This is a genomic window from Albirhodobacter sp. R86504 (assembly GCF_042466415.1).
In the GTDB taxonomy this organism is placed as follows: domain Bacteria; phylum Pseudomonadota; class Alphaproteobacteria; order Rhodobacterales; family Rhodobacteraceae; genus Albirhodobacter.
Map to the genome: position 1 here is coordinate 2,773,390 of NZ_JAXHCH010000002.1, position 17,359 is coordinate 2,790,748.

Annotated in this window: 15 protein-coding genes; 5 read left to right on the top strand and 10 right to left on the bottom strand. The window is 59.8% G+C overall.

Annotation, left to right across the window (positions count from 1 at the left end; translation table 11 throughout):
• Positions 1 to 26: 26 nt before the first annotated feature.
• The 7 genes from SJY32_RS15400 to SJY32_RS15430 all read right to left on the bottom strand — a co-directional run bounded on the left by SJY32_RS15400 (position 27) and on the right by SJY32_RS15430 (position 7,661).
• A complete protein-coding gene (locus SJY32_RS15400; protein ID WP_376877382.1) occupies positions 27 to 2,213 on the bottom strand; it encodes a 3-hydroxyacyl-CoA dehydrogenase NAD-binding domain-containing protein in 2,187 nt (728 codons plus the stop codon).
• 10 nt (positions 2,214 to 2,223) lie between these two features.
• Positions 2,224 to 3,435 carry an acetyl-CoA C-acetyltransferase gene (locus tag SJY32_RS15405; RefSeq protein ID WP_376877385.1) on the bottom strand — a complete coding sequence of 404 codons (1,212 nt, stop codon included), beginning with the start codon at positions 3,433 to 3,435 and terminating at the stop codon, positions 2,224 to 2,226.
• 9 nt (positions 3,436 to 3,444) lie between these two features.
• Complete coding sequence (locus tag SJY32_RS15410; RefSeq protein WP_376877388.1) at positions 3,445 to 4,071, bottom strand: glutathione S-transferase family protein; 627 nt, start codon at positions 4,069 to 4,071, stop codon at positions 3,445 to 3,447.
• A 144-nt stretch (positions 4,072 to 4,215) separates the two neighbouring features.
• Positions 4,216 to 4,428, bottom strand: coding sequence for a hypothetical protein (locus tag SJY32_RS15415; RefSeq protein ID WP_376877391.1), 213 nt, complete (start codon positions 4,426 to 4,428; stop codon positions 4,216 to 4,218).
• 203 nt (positions 4,429 to 4,631) lie between these two features.
• Positions 4,632 to 6,407, bottom strand: a complete 1,776-nt coding sequence (locus tag SJY32_RS15420) for an acyl-CoA dehydrogenase C-terminal domain-containing protein (protein WP_376877394.1) — start codon at positions 6,405 to 6,407, stop codon at positions 4,632 to 4,634.
• A gap of 20 nt (positions 6,408 to 6,427) precedes the next feature.
• Positions 6,428 to 6,820, bottom strand: a complete 393-nt coding sequence (locus tag SJY32_RS15425; RefSeq protein WP_376877397.1) for a MerR family DNA-binding transcriptional regulator — start codon at positions 6,818 to 6,820, stop codon at positions 6,428 to 6,430.
• Between the two features lie 469 nt (positions 6,821 to 7,289).
• Entirely contained in the window at positions 7,290 to 7,661 is a 372-nt protein-coding gene (locus tag SJY32_RS15430) for a MerR family DNA-binding transcriptional regulator (RefSeq protein ID WP_376877400.1), read from the bottom strand.
• A 252-nt stretch (positions 7,662 to 7,913) separates the two neighbouring features.
• Between SJY32_RS15430 and SJY32_RS15435 the strand changes: the two genes are divergently transcribed.
• Genes SJY32_RS15435 through SJY32_RS15445 form a run of 3 tightly spaced genes read left to right on the top strand, consistent with a single transcriptional unit; the run spans position 7,914 to position 10,219 of the window.
• Complete coding sequence (locus SJY32_RS15435; protein WP_376877792.1) at positions 7,914 to 8,369, top strand: PaaI family thioesterase; 456 nt, start codon at positions 7,914 to 7,916, stop codon at positions 8,367 to 8,369.
• A complete protein-coding gene (locus SJY32_RS15440; RefSeq protein ID WP_376877403.1) occupies positions 8,366 to 8,875 on the top strand; it encodes a PaaI family thioesterase in 510 nt (169 codons plus the stop codon). Before SJY32_RS15435 ends, SJY32_RS15440 begins: the two co-directional genes overlap by 4 nt.
• Positions 8,876 to 8,878: 3 nt before the next feature.
• Positions 8,879 to 10,219 carry an MATE family efflux transporter gene (locus SJY32_RS15445; protein WP_376877406.1) on the top strand — a complete coding sequence of 447 codons (1,341 nt, stop codon included), beginning with the start codon at positions 8,879 to 8,881 and terminating at the stop codon, positions 10,217 to 10,219.
• 52 nt (positions 10,220 to 10,271) lie between these two features.
• Here SJY32_RS15445 and trpS read toward each other — a convergent pair whose 3' ends face one another.
• Positions 10,272 to 11,321: a tryptophan--tRNA ligase gene (trpS, locus tag SJY32_RS15450; protein WP_376877409.1), complete on the bottom strand. Its 1,050-nt coding sequence runs from the start codon at positions 11,319 to 11,321 to the stop codon at positions 10,272 to 10,274.
• Positions 11,322 to 11,473: 152 nt separating this feature from the next.
• Here trpS and SJY32_RS15455 point away from each other — a divergent pair, with 152 nt between their 5' ends.
• Together SJY32_RS15455 and SJY32_RS15460 are read left to right on the top strand one after the other, a co-directional pair.
• Positions 11,474 to 12,163, top strand: a complete 690-nt coding sequence (locus tag SJY32_RS15455) for a rhomboid family intramembrane serine protease (protein ID WP_376877412.1) — start codon at positions 11,474 to 11,476, stop codon at positions 12,161 to 12,163.
• Between the two features lie 20 nt (positions 12,164 to 12,183).
• On the top strand, positions 12,184 to 12,855 hold the full coding sequence (locus SJY32_RS15460; protein WP_376877415.1) for a haloacid dehalogenase type II: 672 nt from the start codon (positions 12,184 to 12,186) through the stop codon (positions 12,853 to 12,855).
• A gap of 58 nt (positions 12,856 to 12,913) precedes the next feature.
• Here the strand turns inward: SJY32_RS15460 and murJ are convergent, their stop codons facing one another.
• Together murJ and SJY32_RS15470 are read right to left on the bottom strand one after the other, a co-directional pair.
• Positions 12,914 to 14,458, bottom strand: coding sequence for a murein biosynthesis integral membrane protein MurJ (gene murJ / locus SJY32_RS15465; protein WP_376877418.1), 1,545 nt, complete (start codon positions 14,456 to 14,458; stop codon positions 12,914 to 12,916).
• The gene (locus tag SJY32_RS15470) at positions 14,459 to 17,242 is read right to left on the bottom strand and encodes a [protein-PII] uridylyltransferase (protein ID WP_376877795.1); all 2,784 of its coding nucleotides are present in this window, start codon (positions 17,240 to 17,242) and stop codon (positions 14,459 to 14,461) included.
• Between the last annotated feature and the right edge of the window lie 117 nt (positions 17,243 to 17,359).

The window sequence follows — 17,359 nt, forward strand, 5'->3', positions numbered from 1 at the left end:
TTTCTCGCGTTTTTAGGTAGGGTCTTTCACGCCGCGGCAGCTTTGCCCGTGCCGTAGCGGCCGTAGAAGCTCTCGCCCGTCGCTGCGAGATCGCGCAAAAGCTTCGGCGTGGTGAACCGCGCGCCGTAACGCGCCGTCAACCCGTCGCAGATTTCCACGGCCCGCGCCGCCCCGATGATATCGAGCCACGAGAATGGCCCGCCCGACCACGGCGCGAAGCCCCAGCCCAAGATCGCGCCGACATCGCCTTCGCGGATATCGGTGAGAACGCCGTCCTCAAACGCGCGGACGGCCTCCAACACTTGCGCCATCAACAGGCGGTGCTGGGCCTCATGCAACTCTGGCTGGGTATCGGAGAGGGGGTATTGCGCCGCCAAACCATCCCAAAGCCCTTGGCGCTTGCCGCCCGCGTAGGTGTAGAACCCCGCATCCGCTTTCTTGCCCAGACGCCCTTGATCGGCCATCCAGAATACCACCTCGTCCACCGCACCATCCGGATAGGCATCGCCCATCGCGGCCTTGGTCGCCTTGGCGATTTTCACGCCCAGATCAATCGAGGTTTCGTCAACCAGTTGCAGAGGCCCAAGCGGCATCCCGACGAGTTTCGCCGCGTTTTCCACAAGAACCGGGCTCACCCCTTCCGCCACCATCCGCATTCCCTCGTTGATGTAGGGGATGATGCAACGGTTGGCGTAGAAGAACCGCGCGTCATTGACGACGATCGGCGTTTTGCGGATTTGGCGCACGAAATCGAGGGCCTTTGCGACGGCAACCTCGCCTGTCTCGCGGCCTTTAATGATCTCAACGAGGTTCATCTTATCGACCGGCGAGAAGAAGTGGATCCCGATGAAATTATTGGGGCGCGAGGACGCTTTCGCCAGATCGGAGATGGGTAGCGTCGAGGTGTTGGTTGCGAAGATCGCATCCGCCCCGATCACGGCCTCGGCCTGCGCGGTGACGCCTGCCTTGACTTTGGGGTCTTCGAACACGGCTTCCACGATCAAGTCGCACCCTTCCAGCGCGCTATAATCCGTGGTCGCTGTGATCCGCGCGAGCACTTCATCTTTCTTCTCAGGCGTGACCTTTTTGCGTGAGATCCCCTTGTCGAGAATGCCCGCCGCATGGGCTTTGCCACGATCCGCCGAGTCTTGCGCGGCGTCGATCAAGACGACTTCGATCCCTGCGTTGGCCGAGACATAGGCAATCCCTGCGCCCATCATGCCAGCGCCGAGAATACCAACCTTTTTCACCGTCTGATCGGCGACTTTCGGACGGTTCGCCCCCTTCTCCAACGCCTCTTTGTTGATGAACAAAGACCGGATCATCGCCGTCGAGGAAGCGTTCAGCAAGACATTCGTAAACCAGCGCGCCTCAATTGAGAGGGCGGTATCAAAGGGCACCAACGCGCCTTCATAGACTGCGGACAGCAAAGCTTTGGCGGCGGGATAGACACCCATCGTCTTGCCGTGAACCATCGCCGATGCGCCGACGAAAGTCATAAATCCGGCCGGATGATAGGGCGCGCCGCCGGGCATCTTAAAGCCCTTCGCATCCCACGGCTTAACAAGATCCGCATCCTTCGCGGCGAGAACCCACGCGCGCGCGGCGGCGACAGGGTCGGCAACAACCTCGTCAATGATGCCTGCGGATTTCGCCGCAGCCGGGCTGGACAGCTTGCCTTCCAACAAGAAAGGCGCGGCCATCATTGCGCCCATTTTGCGCGCGAGTCGTGTCGTGCCGCCCGCTCCCGGGAAGATACCGACCATGATCTCCGGCAGACCGATTTTGGCCTTCGGGTTCTCGGCGGCGAAAATCCGGTGCGTCGCGAGGGGAAGCTCCAACCCGATGCCCAAGGCTGTGCCCGGAAGGGCCGCCGCGATCGGCTTGCCGCCTTTCAGCGTTTTCGGGTCCATGCCGGCGCGTTCGATCTTGCGCAAGATGCCATGCATCCGCATGACGCCCTCATAAAGACCTTTTGCGCCGTCCTCATCGCGCATTTTCGCGATCACGTTGAGATCCATCCCGCCGGCAAAATCTTTCTTGCCCGACGTGATGACGATGCCCTTAACAGCCTCATCGGCCAAGGCTTTGTCGATCATGCTGTCGAGAAGGGCAAACCCCTCCAAGCTCATGACATTCATTGATTTGTTCGGCACATCCCAAGTGATTTGTGCCACGCCATCCGCGCCGAGGTCATAGGTGAAATCAGTCATATTGTCCTCCTCAGACACGCTCGATGATGGTGGCCGCACCCATGCCGGATGCGATGCAAAGTGTAGCGAGGCCGGTGCTCAGATCGCGGCGTTCCAACTCGTCGAGAAGCGTGCCGATGATCATCGCGCCCGTTGCGCCCAAGGGGTGTCCCATCGCGATGGAGCCGCCGTTGACGTTGACTTTATCGTGGGGGACGTCGAACGCCTGCATGAAGCGCAAAACGACCGATGCAAACGCCTCGTTGACCTCAAACAGGTCAATGTCATTGATGCTCATCCCGCTATCGCGCAGGATTTTCTCGGTGACCGGAACCGGACCAGTCAGCATGATCGTCGGATCGGTGCCGATTTTGGCGGTCGCGCGGATGCGGGCGCGGGGTTTGAGGCCGTGCGCGATACCAAACTCTTTCGATCCGATCAGCAGCGCGGCCGCACCATCGACGATGCCCGACGAGTTCCCCGCGTGGTGGATGTGGTTTACCGCCGCGAGGTGCGGATATTTCAGCATCGCAACCTTATCGAAACCGGGCATCACCTCGCCCATGTCCTTAAACGCAGGTTTGAGGCCGGCGAGGCCCTCCGCAGTGGTTTCCGGGCGCATATATTCATCGCGGTCCAGAATCACGACGCCGTTTTGATCGATCACGGGCACGATGGATTTGGCAAAGCGGTTGTCGGCCCAAGCCTCGGCCGCGCGGCGCTGGGATTCCAGCGCGAACGCGTCGGCTTGCTCGCGGGTGAACCCGTATTCAGTCGCGATGATATCGGCCGAAATGCCCTGAGGGACGAAGTAAGTCTTCATCGCGAGCGACGGATCAACGGCAATCGCCGCCCCGTCCGACCCCATCGCAACGCGGCCCATCATTTCCACGCCACCTGCGATATAGGCTTGGCCCGCGCCGCCGCGAATTTGGTTGGCGGCAAGGTTCACCGCCTCCATGCCCGACGCGCAGAATCTGTTGATCGCGAGGCCGGGGATGCGCTCGTCCAGATCGGACAGAAGCACGGCCGACCGCGCAAGGCATCCACCTTGCTCGCCCACTTGGGTGACGTTGCCCCAAATCACATCCTCAACCGCATGGCCTTCCAAACCGTTGCGCGCTTTCATCGCATTCAACAGACGCGCTGAGAGCGCAACGGAGGTCACCTCATGCAAGCTGCCATCCTTGCGACCTTTGCCGCGCGGTGTGCGGGCGGCGTCATAAATATATGCTTCGGTCATAGATCCTCCTCAGGCCCGATCCGACGGATTGCCGGGCATCAAATCATAGGGGTGTTGCCAGCCGGGCAGGGCGCTGATGCGATCCAGCCAAGCCGAAATATGGGGGTACTGCGTGCGGTCAAACCCGAAAGGTTCGGGATAGAAAAGGTAACCGCAGCAGGCAAAATCCGCGAGGGAAGGGGCATCGCCCACCATCCAGTCGCGGTGATCAAGATGGGTGTTCAACGTCTTGAGCGCGGTATCTACGCGGCCCGATAGCCACGCAATCGCCTCATTGGGGCGTTTGTCTTCGGGTAGGAAGTTTTTCAAAAACCGCAGGCCGCCTTGCTGGCCCGATCCTTTTTGCGCATCCCAGAACATCCAGCGCATCATCTCGTCTTCATCCGCCGCGAGGAATTTGCCGGTCTTGCGGGCAACATATAACTGGATCGCGCAGCTTTGCGTCAGGGTTTTGTCCCCGTCGACCAAGGCGGGCACTTCACCCATCGGATTAATCGCGAGATATTCAGGGGTGCGCGCGCCACCGTTGAAAAAGTCGACGTAGACAGGCTCGAACGGATAACCGCTCAGCGCCATCGTCAGCGCCGCTTTGTAAGCGTTGCCGCTTTCCCCAAAACAATAGAGTTTCGCCGTCATGACTTCCTCCTCAAGTCGATGCCCGCTCAGAGCTATGATGCCACAGGTTTACCCGCACGTAATCCCCCCGCCAGAGCTAAGCCGCCACGTCACTCGCTGAATGACGGCACGTCACATCTCGAAGGCTCCGGCGGGCGAGCCCCGTCAGGCCTTGCGCGCGGTCAGTTCCGCTTTGAACAAACGCAGGCGGTGCGGGAATTTCTCTTCGTCCAGAACCGAATTGAAATGCTCGAACACAAAGGTCAGCGCCTCATCTGGTGAGAGGTCAGCGTCTTTCGCAAAGCTTTGCAGGCGGCGATACGCGTCGTTCGTCATCGCAACCGGAAATCGGCGGGTGAGGCGCAGGCGTTTGGGCATCTGTGTGATCCTGTCGTCGTATCCGGATAAGGGCGAAAGACTCGCCCAAGGAAACTCTAGCCCTGATTTTATCACGGCGCTATCAACTTGCGGGCAAGAAATTTTGAATTTCAAAGGGTTGAATTTGTCGCACGGAGCACCGCGCGAAAATGAAAAAGGCGCGGTTTCCCGCGCCCTTTCTAGATCATATCACATCGCGCAGATTAGAACTGATCCGCCGCCAGCGCCATCACAGGGTCCGCGCCGCTCTCGATGCGGGCCAAGTGCATCGCGCAAGCGGGCAGTTGGCGCGCCATGTAATAGCGACCGGTGGCGATTTTGGTCTCGTAGAAGGCCTTGTCCGAGGCGCCATTCGCAAGCGCCACATGCGCGGCCTTCGCCATGCGTGTCCACATCAGGCCGAGGCAGACATGCCCCATCAGATGCATGAAGTCATTGCTTCCCGAGAGGGCCGCATTGGGGTTCTTCATCCCGTTTTGCATGAAGAACATGCCCGCCGACTGCATCTGTTTGGAAGCGACCTTCAGCGCCTCGGTGAACGGGGCCATCGCCTCATCGCCCTCATGCGCCTTGCATTCCGCCTTCACCATCTCGAAGAACGCCATCACATGCTTACCGCCATCCGCAGCCAGCTTGCGACCGACCAGATCAAGCGCCTGCACGCCGTTCGCGCCCTCATAAATCATGGCAATACGGGCATCACGAACGAATTGGGACATGCCCCATTCCTCGATGTATCCGTGCCCGCCGTAGACTTGCTGCGCGGCGACGGCCGTTTCGAAGCCTTTATCCGTCAAGAACCCCTTGATGACGGGGGTCATCAGCGAAATCAGACCTTCGGCTTCGGCGTCGTGGTTCTTATGCGCGCGGTCAATCAGGCTCGCGCCCCAGAACGTGAACGCACGAGCGCCCTCGACGAAGGACTTTTGATCCATCAAGCTACGACGGATGTCAGGATGCACGATCAACGGATCCGCAGGGCCGTTCGGATTTTCTACGCCCGTCACGGCGCGGCCTTGCAGGCGGTCTTTGGCGTAAATGACCGCGTTTTGGTAGGCGGCTTCGGCCACCGCATAGCCTTGCAGGCCCACGCCCACACGCGCCTCGTTCATCATTGTGAACATCGCGCGCATACCCTTGTGGAGATCGCCCAGCAGGTAACCCTTCGCGCCGTCATAGTTCATCACACAGGTCGCGTTGCCGTGGATGCCCATTTTCTCTTCGATCGCGCCGACCGACACCGCGTTACGATCCCCGAGGGTTCCGTCTTCGTTTACCTCGAACTTGGGAACGATGAACAACGAGATGCCCTTCGTGCCCTCACCGCCGCCCGGCGCCTTCGCGAGGACGAGATGGATGATGTTTTCTGCCAAGTCATGCTCACCCGCCGAGATGAAAATCTTCTGACCGGTGATCAGATAGCTGCCATCGTCTTGGGGCTCGGCCTTGGTGCGCATCAATCCCAGATCGGTGCCGCAGTGCGGTTCGGTCAGGTTCATCGTGCCTGTCCAGTCGCAGGTCACCATCTTGGGAAGGTAGGTCGCCTTTTGCGCATCGGTACCATGGGCGTGAATCGCGGAATAGGCGCCATGCGTCAGGCCCTGATACATGTTGAACGCCATGTTCGCGGAGACAAACATCTCCCCCACGGCGGTCGCAAGGACGTATGGCATGCCTTGGCCGCCATATTCAGGATCACAATCAAGGGCCGTCCAGCCGCCCTCTTTCATCGCGGCGAAGGCTTTGTCGAACCCCTTCGGGGTGCGGACGGTGCCGTTTTCGAGAACGCAGCCTTCGGCGTCCCCCGTCTTGTTTAGGGGTGCGAGGATGTCGGACGAGACCTTACCCGCGGCTTCTAAAACCGCTTCGGTAAACTCGGCCTCCATTTCCTCAAAACCTGCGATATCGGCTTTGGAGACTTCCAAAAGCTCATGCAGGACAAATTGCATATCTTTGACTGGGGCGCTGTAGCTAGGCATTTCTCTCTCCCGTTTTCGGGTTAGTCCCCAGCGGCTACCTTGGCGCGCACTGCGGCTTCACCCATCTCGATCTGATCATTCAACTCGGCGATCGCCGCATCCAACTCGTCGCGTTGGCGCGTCATCTCGTCGAGCCTCTCACGAGCGACCTTCAGCGTTTCCACCATTTGCAGGTGCTGCTGATCGCCCAAGTCGTACATATCCAGAAGCTGCCGAATTGATTCGAGGCTGAACCCGAAGCGCTTGCCCCGCAAGATCAACTTCAGCCGCGCACGGTCGCGCCGTGTAAACAGGCGCTTTTGCCCTTCGCGGATCGGAAACAGCAGCTCCTTCGCTTCATAAAAGCGCAAAGTCCGTGGCGTTACATCATACGCATCGCACATCGCGCGGATTGTCATCACATCGTCGTTCATAGTCACCTCTCAGGGTCGCGTTAGGGTCGGGCGGAGTGCTGAAAAAGGTGAACTAAAGACATCTTACAAGTGAAGTTGACGTGAACGTCACTGTAACGTGGCGTCAAAAAAAGAATGACGTAATGTCAGCAAATAAGCCGATGCAAGTTCGAAATATTCTTGCATTAATCATTACTCGAAACGGCGGGAGCCTGCTACATGCAGACCGCTTCGGATACCTGCTCGGCGCCAGTCGACGCGCTCACGATGACTATCCATCACGGATCGTCGAAAGGTGCAACATTGGCAATCGGGTCGCGTTAGCGGGGCCAATTACCTCTTAAGAAGTGTAATTCCGCCGTCTCAAGCCATTTTTGAACTTATGTCATTGGGCGATTGGGGCGACGGGTCAAATGTATGTCACGCATTGTTGTTGCCGTTAAGTGGACATTTACCCCCGATTGTCACCAAAGCATCGACAATTCACCCGCTACGAGATGCCCATTTTTTGTGCAACTTCGGAGCGGAGCTGACGTAAGTCCTCAATCGAGGCGGCGAGTTCGTCTTGTTGCCGCGTTAATTCGGCCAGTTGCCGGTCAGCCATTTCAACCCAAGCAATGCCTTGGGCGCTCGTGCCTTCCTTGCCGTAGAGCTCGAGCCACTGCCGGATTTCCTCCAGTGAGAAGCCGAACCGCCGCCCGCGCAGAATCAATTTCATACGCGCCACCTCACGGGGCCCGTAAAACCTGGCGCGACCTTCGCGTTGAGGCGAGAGCAGCTCGATATATTCATAGTAGCGTAACGTGCGCGGCGTCGCATCGAACATCGCACACATCTCTTTAAAACTGATCTTTTCGCTCATTCGACGTCTCCTCTTGCCAAGACGCTATCGCGCCCGCGCGCGTAGCTCAAGATACCTGCGGCGCGCAGGGCGGGTTGAACCGCTTGAGGTCGCGATTAATTGTGCCCTAGAGTGACGCGGTGTGATCCGCGCGAGAGGCGTCAGATCCCGAGGAGGAGAGTCGACATGGCCCCGAACGCCCCCGAAGTGCCGCAATTCACGGATTTGAGTGCGCTTTCCGCCAAAGATCAGGGAAAAGATCCGGAGGCGTTGATGCAAAGCGCGCGCTCATGGATTGAGGTGATCCCGCATTCCAAAGCGTTAGGGATGCGACTGGATGAGTTGGTCAATGGGACGGCTGAAATATCGATGCCATACGATACGCGGTTTATCGGCGATCCCAATACGGGGGTCATCCATGGGGGCGCGGTTTCGGCGTTGATGGATACGTGCTGTGGGGCGGCGGTGATGTCGCATCCCCTTGCCACGGGGGGCACAGCGACGATCGATTTGCGCATTGATTACATGCGCGCGGCCGTGCCGTTGCAAAGGATTACCGCGCGCGCGCAATGCTATCACGTGACGCGGTCGGTGGCGTTCGTGCGGGCCTTTGCCTATGACGACGACCGTGAAAACCCTGTCGCGGCGGCAACTGGCACGTTTACCTTCGTGCGAGCGGCGCGCCCGACCGACACGCCCCCATCAACGGATGCGGAGACTTCGGCATGAAACGTCCTGAACCTGTTCAAGTTATCAAGCAGCGCCGCGATGCGGCCCTCAAGGCGCTTGTCGATGGCGTTCCCTATATCGGTTTTCTCGGCATCGACTTCGACAGGCGCGGTGACGAGATCACGGCGATCTTGCCCTATGACGAGAAGCTGATCGGAAACCCGATGCTTCCGGCCTTACACGGGGGGGCGACGGCGGCCTTCATGGAGGTCACGGCTATCATCGAGCTGTCCTTTGCCTATCTGTGGGAGGACGTGGAGGCGGGCCGGATCGATCTGACCGATCCGGCCGCGTTGCCACGTTTGCCCAAGACGATTGATTTTACCGTCGATTATCTGCGATCCGGTTTGCCGCGTGATGCCTATGCGCGCGCGCGCGTCAATCGATCGGGGCGGCGCTACGCGAGCGTACATGTCGAGGCTTGGCAAGATAACCGCACGCGCCTGTTCGCGCAGGCAACGGGGCATTTTCTGATGCCGGATCGTGCGCCTCTTGAGGCAAGCTGAGGCGTGACACAGCCGGCGGCTTCGGCCATTCCTTCCCGCGCGATCACGCATCGTCGTGTGCTTGCGATTGCTGCGCCGATTGTTTTGTCCAATGTGACGGTGCCGCTGCTTGGGGCGGTGGATACGGGCGTCGTCGGACAGTTGGGCGCAGCGGCGCCGATTGGCGCTGTGGGGCTTGCGGCGGTGATCCTGACATCGATTTACTGGATCTTCGGGTTCTTGCGCATGGGCACCACGGGGCTTACCGCGCAGGCCGTGGGCGCGAAGACAGGGGCGGCCGCGCGCGATGAGGTCGCGGCAACCTTGCAACGCGCGTTGATGATTGCGCTCGCCGCGGGGATCTTGATGGTCCTCTTGCAGGTGCCGTTAATTGATCTCGCGTTCCGTATCGCCCCGGCGAGCGGCGAGGTGGAGGATCTCGCGCGCGCCTATCTCGCGATCCGGATTTGGGGCGCGCCTGCGACGATCGCGCTCTACGCCCTCAATGGCTGGTTGATTGGATCGGAACGCACCGGCGCCGTGCTGATGATTCAACTCGCGATGAACGGATTGAATGTCGGGCTGGATCTTCTGTTCGTGCTCGGGTTCGGATGGGGCGTGGAGGGGGTTGCGATCGCCACGTTGATCTCGGAGTTGGGCGGCGCGGCAATCGGCCTGTGGCTGTGCCGTGCGGCGCTATTCGTGCGACTTGGCGGGTTACTTGATGCGGTTGCGCTGCGCGAGATGGCACGGGTCAACACGGATATCATGATCCGCTCGATCCTGCTGCAGGCCTCTTTCACGAGCTTCATGTTTCTGGGCGCGGGGCAGGGTGATCAGACGCTCGCGGCGAACCAGGTGTTGATGCAATTTCTGTCGATCACGGCTTACGCGCTCGACGGGTTCGCCTTTGCGGCGGAAAGCCTTATCGGGCAGGCGGTTGGCGCGCGTGCGCCCGCGCAGGTGCTGCGCGCGGTGAAGGTCACGGGAGCGTGGGGTGTGATCGGCGCGGCGGGTCTGGGCGTCTCGTTTTTCATCGCGGGGCCGTGGATTATTGATCTGATGACGACCGCGCCTTTGGTTCGGGAAACCGCCCGCGAGTTTTTACCCTGGCTTGTGGTTGCGCCCTTGATCGGGGTGACGAGCTGGATGCTGGACGGCGTGTTTATCGGGGCAACGCTGACGCGAGAGATGCGCAATGCGATGGTCGTCTCCGCGCTTGTCTATGCGATGGCGGTGATCGTTCTTGAACCATTTGGCAATCACGGGCTCTGGGCGGCGCTTATGGTCCTGAACGCGGTTCGCGGGGCTACGATGTTTGCCCTGTTCCCGCGCGCGCTGCGCAAAGCGCAAGGCTCGCCATGAAAAAGGCGCGGGATTGCCCCCGCGCCCCAGATCTATAAAATTGAAGCCGCACTCACCGTGAGCGGACCATCCCCATGATTTCGTAGGTCTTTTCCAAAATCGGGCGGGCAATTGCGTCAGCTTGCGCAGCGCCCTTCCCCAAGATGCGGTCGATCTCGGCAGGATCTTGCATCAAGCGGTTCATCTCGCCCGAAATCGGGGCAAGTTGCGCCACAGCCAAATCCGCGAGGGCGGGCTTGAACGTGCCAAAACCTTGGCCAGCATATTCCGCAACCACATCCGCCGCCGTGCGATCCGACAAGGCGGCGTAAATGTTCACGAGGTTCTTCGCCTCTGCGCGGTCTTTAAGGCCGTCGATGGTCTCGGGCAGGGGCTCTGCATCGGTGGTCGCTTTGCGGATTTTCTTGGCAATCGTATCGGCGTCATCCGTCAGATTGATCCGGCTCGCATCGGAGGGATCGGATTTGGACATCTTCTTGGACCCGTCGCGCAAGCTCATCACGCGGGTGGCGGCGCCCTCAATCACCGGCTCTGGCGCCGGGAAGAATTCGACGCCGTAGTCATGGTTGAATTTGGCGGCGATATCGCGCGTCAATTCGACATGCTGTTTTTGATCATCGCCCACAGGCACTTCTGTCGTGTGATAGAGCAAAATATCGGCGGCCATGAGTGCGGGATAGGCATAGAGCCCGAGGCTCGCTTTCTCCGCGTTCTTGCCGGCCTTGTCTTTGAACTGCGTCATGCGGTTCATCCAGCCAAGTCGCGCGACGCAATTGAGCAACCACCCCAGTTCAGCATGGGCGCCGACCTGACTTTGGTTGAACAGGATCGATTTCGATGGATCTACCCCGGATGCGATGAACGCCGCCGCGGCTTCGCGCGTGGCGCGGCGCAGCTTCTCCGGATCTTGCCAAACGGTGATCGCATGCATATCGACGAGGCAATAGATCGTCTCGATCCCCTCGTCCTGCTTTTGCGCGAACCGCTTGAGCGCGCCGAGATAATTTCCCAGCGTAAGATTGCCAGAAGGCTGGATTCCCGAAAAAACCCGCCGTGTAAAATTGGCGTTGGGAAGGGCGCTGGTTGGGGTGGTATCCGTCATTTTATGCTCCGATCTACCCACCGTTGGACCGGTGGGGTGGAATTTTCATACGGGCTCGCTTATCGCTGTGGGAGAAGACCGCGTCAACTGACATAGAATGCGGATCGCCGCGCCGCCCGAGATGCGCGCGGAACAGGTTTGAAGGGCTAATGATGCGTGAAGGTTTCGATGTTTCGCCAGTGAACCCGCTGCCTCCGGTGGTGTGGCTTTTGCTTTTGCCGATTGTCGCGATCGAGGTCGTCGCGGCGCTCGCGGGCGTGGGGCTGGTCGGGGGCGGTAATGGAATTGCGTTTCGTCAGGAGATGTTGGCGAAGTTCGCCTATGCGCCTGATATGGGGCGCGCGATGATGGAGGTCGGGCAATGGCCGTTCGATTACATCATGCGGGGCGCGACCTATCCCTTCGTCCACGCGAGCTTCACCCATGCTATGATGGTCGGCGTGTTCATTCTCGCGTTGGGGAAGATGGTCGGTGAGGTGTTTGCCGGCTGGGCGGTGGCAGCGGTGTTCGTTGCGTCTGCGATTGTGGGGGCCATTGTTTATACCTTGGTGCCTGCGTCGAACATGCCGTTGATCGGCGGCTATCCTGCGGTTTACGGCTTGGTCGGCGCCTTCACTTGGCTGTTGTGGACGCGGCTTGGGATGGCGCATGCGAACCGGATGCGCGCATTTTCGTTGATTGGTATGCTCTTGGGCATCCAGTTGATTTTCGGCGTTATCTTCGGCGGCGGATGGGACTGGATCGCGGAACTCGCAGGTTTCGCCACGGGGTTTGGCCTGTCGTTCTTTGTTGCCCCGGGCGGGTTTGCCCGCGCGCTGGAGCGGTTGCGTCAACGATCCTAAACACGAACAAGGAGGCACGGATGGCGATCAAGGCGATCTTCTTTGATGTGAACGAGACGACACTGGATCTTGCGCCGCTCAAAGCCTCGATTGGGGCGGCGCTGGGCGGGCGCGAGGATCTCTTGCCGCTTTGGTTCACGACGCTGCTTCAATATTCCCTCGTCGACACGCTAACCCAAACCTACCGCGATTTTGCGGATGTGGGGGTCGCGACCTTGCAGATGATCGCGCAGAAATACGATGTGGCGTTGACGCGGGCGCAGGCCGAGGACGCGGTGCGCGACCCCTTCACCAAAATGCCTGCGCATCCCGATGTGATCCCCGCGTTACAAGAATTGCGCGCAAGCGGCGTGCGTCTCGTCGTTTTGGCCAATAGCGCGGCCGATGTGTTGGCGGCACAGTTTGAGTTCGCGCAGATCGCGCCCTATTTCGAGCGCGTGATCAGCGTCGAGGAGGTCAAAGCCTTCAAGCCTGACCCTCGCCCCTATCTTCACGCACTGAAAACACTTGATTTGCGGGCCGAGGAGGTGGCGATGGTTGCCGCCCATGCTTGGGACCTCGCGGGCGCGAAGAAGGTGGGGCTGCGAACGGTGTTCGTCGCGCGAAAGGGACAGGTGCTTTATCCGAATGCGGCGCGGCCTGATCATGTCATCCCGAGCTTTGCCGAGTTGAAAGCGGCATTGGCGCTGTAATCAAGGCATGAAAAAGGGCGCCGCGGCGCCCCTCATCCAACTTATGCGAGCCGCCGCATCAGCGGCTCCGTTTCATTGCCGTTTTGAAATCCGACAGGGCGAACGCGCCGATTTTGGTACCGAAGCCGAAATAGGTCACGATGGCCACGACAATCAAACCGAGCAGCGCGAGATATCGGATGCCCGACATTTTCAGCCAATCGCCCATCCCCCAAGCCAGCGCATAGCTGACCGCACCCATTACAAGGCTGGCCGCGATGATGCGCCAAAGCCGCTTGGCAAAGCGCGTATCAAAGGCCGCCGCTGGGCCCATCTGCCGCGAGCCGCGCCGTAGCTGCCAGACCATCGCCCAAGCCGCAACGGTCGTCGCCACAGGCGCCGCGAGATATCCGATCACGGGGGCGAGCCCGATCGCAAGCACCGCGTTCACCACCAGAGCCACCAGCGCATAGTTGAACGGAGAGCGCGTATTCTCACGGGCGAAGAACAGCGGTTGTAACACTTTTTGCATCACGAACGCTGGCAGGCCGAGGCCGTAAATCGCCACCGCCGCCGCTGTTGCAACGGTATCGGCATGGTCAAACCGGCCACGCTCATAAAGAACGGAGCAAAGCGGCAATGCAATGGCCACCAAGGCGACCGCCGAAGGCACAGTGAGCGCCAAGGCAAACTCACCCGCGCGCGAGAAGGAATATTGCCCGCCGCTGACGTCATCCGCGCGAAGTTTGCGCGAAAGGTCTGGTAGAAGAACAACGCCAATCGCGATCCCCACAACCCCGAGCGGCAATTGATAGAGGCGGTCCGCGTAGTTGATCCACGCGATTGCGCCCTCGAAATGCGACGCCACTTGCCGACCAACGAGCAGGTTTACCTGTACCACGCCCCCCGCCAGCATCGCAGGCCCCGCGACCCGCGCAAGGCGGCGGATGTCGGGTGTGATCCGTGGCAGGCGTGGCGTGAGGTTAAATCCGGCGCGGCGCGCAGCGATCCAAACCAGCGTCATTTGCGCGATGCCCGCGATCGGCACCGCCCATGCCAGCGCATCGCCAATGGCCCATCCGTTTCGCTCTGCGATCAGCATCGCGGCGACAAAGGTAATGTTGAGCAAAAGTGGCGCAGCCGCGGCGGCGGCAAAACGACCCGCCGCGTTGAGCACGCCCGACAGCAAAGCCGCGATCGAAATGAATAGAATGTAGGGGAAAGCAATCCGACCGAAGTCGACGGCGAGTGTGAAGCGTTCATCGGCCGCGAAGCCTGACGCCATCGCGTAAACCAGCCACGGCATCGCGAGCTGTGCGATCAGCGTCAGCGCGATCAGGATCGTCGCCAAGCCCGCCATCGCATCACGCGCAAACACTTGCGGATCTTCGCCACCCTCCAGTTTCTTCGAGAAAATCGGCACGAAGGCCATGTTGAAGGCGCCTTCCGCAAAGAAGCGGCGGAACATGTTTGGCAGAGAAAAAGCGACGAGAAATGCTTCCGCAACTGCGCCCGAGCCGAGATAGGACGCAATCATCACGTCACGAACAAATCCGAGGATGCGGCTAGCGAATGTCCATCCGCCAACCGTCAGAAACCCTTTAACCAACCGTATCGGCTGCATTTACCGTCCTGCTCTTTGTGCGCCCGCGTCAATCGCCTCGCGCAGTTTCTTTTCCAGCATCTCGCGTTTCGCTTTCGCGTGCAGTTTGAGGCCGAACATGTCTTTGACGTAGAACGTATCCACCACCTGTGCGCCAAAGGTCGCGATTACAGCGGAGGCAATGTAGATGTTGTTGCTCGCAAGCGTTCGCGTCAGATCATAGAGCAGACCGGGACGATCACGGGTATCAACCTCGACGATTGTATAAATCTCGGAGCCCTCGTTATCGATCATGATATGCGTGGGGAAGCGGAATTCGCGTTCGCGCTTCTTCACCTTATCGCGATCTTTCAGAGCGTCCCGTGCGACAACCTCGCCGCGCAGTGTTTTTTCGATCATCCCGCGCAGGCGCGTGAGTTTGCTGACCTCGTAGGGATGACCTTCGGCATCTTGAATCCAAAACACCGCCGTCGCGTAGCCGTCTTTTGACGTATAGGTTCTTGCGTCAACAATATTGGCGCCGACCAGCGCAAGCGCCCCCGCCAAGCGCGAGAAAATACCCGGATGGTCGACAAGCGCGAAGGCGGCGCGGGTGGCATCGCGGTCGACATCGGGATGAAGATCGATGCGGATCTCGTCATCTTTCAAGCCGCGCACGAGTTTGGCAAAGGTGACATGGGTCTCGGAGGGAAGCCCCTGCCAGTAGGTCGGATAGTGGCGCGCAAGCTCGGCCCGACGATCTTTTTGCTCCCAATCCTTAAGCGCAGCGCGCAGCGCCTTTTTCGCCTCATCCGTGCGCAACTCGCGATTGACGGCCTCCGCACCGCGTTCGAGCACCATCGTCGTCTCGGAATAAAGCTGGCGGAGCAAAACGGCCTTCCAATTGTTCCAAGTTCCCGGCCCGACGCCGCGAATATCGCAAACCGTCAACACCGTCAGCAAATCGAGGCGCTTTTTGGTCTTCACGAGCTTGGCGAAATCGCGGATCGTGCGGGGGTCAGACAAATCGCGTTTTTGCGCCACGTCCGACATCAACAGGTGATACCGCACCAGCCATTCCACGGTCTCGCTTTCTTCGGCAGAAAGGCCAAGTCGCGGTGCCACTTTGCGTGCGATTTGCGCGCCCAGAATTGCGTGATCTTCGGGCCGCCCCTTGCCGATATCGTGCAGGAGCAGCGCGACATACAGGACTTTGCGGTTAATTCCGTTCTTGAGGATTTCGGAGGAAAGCGGAAGCTCCTCGACCAGCTCTTCGCGCTCGATCTGTGCGAGCGTCGAGACCACCTGAATCGTGTGCTCATCGACCGTGTAATGGTGATAGACGTTGAATTGCATCATCGCCACAATCGGCTCGAACTCGGGCATAAACGCCGCCAGCACGCCAAGTTCGTTCATCCGTCGAAGGGCGCGCTCGGGGTTTCCATGTTTGAGCATCAGATCGAGGAAGATGCGTTGGGCCTCGCGGTCGTCGCGCATTTCGTCGTCGATCCGGTCGAGGTTGGCGGCCATCATACGCATCGCATCGGGATGGATCAGCATGCCCGTGCGCAGGGCTTCTTCAAAAATACGGAGGAAGTTGATCCGGTCCGCAAGAAAATCGGCCTCTGAGGTCACGTTGATCCGGCCAATGTCCTCGACATAAGGCGCGCGGAGCTTTTTCTTGCGGCGCAGCAGGCGTTGCAAGAGCGGGGCCTGCTTGACGTGCCGCGATTCCAGCCCCGCGAGGAAGATGCGCGTCAATTCGCCAACTTTGGTGGCCTCGCGGAAATAATCTTGCATGAAAATCTCGACATCGCGCCGTCCGGCCCGATCCTGATAGCCCATGCGCCGCGCGACTTCCGGCTGTTGATCGAAGGTCAACGTATCGGTTGCGCGCCCCGTGATCAGGTGCAGATGGCTGCGCACGGCCCATAGGAAATCTTCGGCGTGATAGAAGGCGGCGTGTTCTTCCGCGGTAAACACCCCGACATCGACAAGCTCAACGGCGCGGTCGACGCGGTGCAGGTATTTCGCGATCCAGTAGAGCGTTTGCAGATCCCGAAGACCGCCTTTGCCTTCTTTGACATTGGGTTCCAGAACGTAGCGCTGGCCGCCTTGGCGCTTGTGACGCTCGGCGCGCTCGTTAAGCTTCGCCTCGATGAATTCGCGGGCCGTGTTTGCAAAGAGCTCGGTCCACAAGGTCTCGCGCAGCGTTTGCGCAAGCGGGGCGTAGCCGCCGATGAAACGATGCTCCAACAGGGCGGTGCGGATGGTGTAATCCTCGCGGCCGAGGCGAACACATTCCGCAACCGTGCGCGAGCTGTGCCCGACCTTCAGTTTAAGATCCCACATCATATACAGCATCGTCTCGATCACGCTTTCAGCCCAAGGTGTGAGCTTCCACGGAATGAGGAATAGCAAATCGACATCCGAGGAGGGCGCCATCTCTGCGCGTCCGTATCCGCCAACCGCCAGCACCGCGAGCCGTTCGGTCTCGGTTGGGTTGGGGAGGGGGTGGATCACTTGCGTTGCGATGTCCAAAATCGCGAGAACCGTGCCATCTGTCAGCTGGGAATAGGCGCGCACCGTCTCGCGGGCGGCGCGCGGATGCGAGGCAAAATGCGCCTCGATCCCGATCATGGCCTCAGCGCGGGCCTCACCCAGCATCTTCACGCTCAACGCCCTGATCTCGCGTGCGTCGGCGCCATCTGGGATCGCGGCGCGGATGATCTGCGCGAAGTTCGGGCCGAAGATCGCATGCGCGTCCGGGTGCTGCGGCGGGGGAGGGAGGCTGTCACCTTGCCTGCTGGCGAGCTGTGCGCTCAGGTCGTCCCCTTCACGCGCGGCTGCGGGGATATTTGCGGCTTTGGGAGTGGTGTCAGTCACGGAACGCCTACCTCAATGAAAAAGGGCGGGCCCAAGGCCCGCCCTCTCAATAGCGTG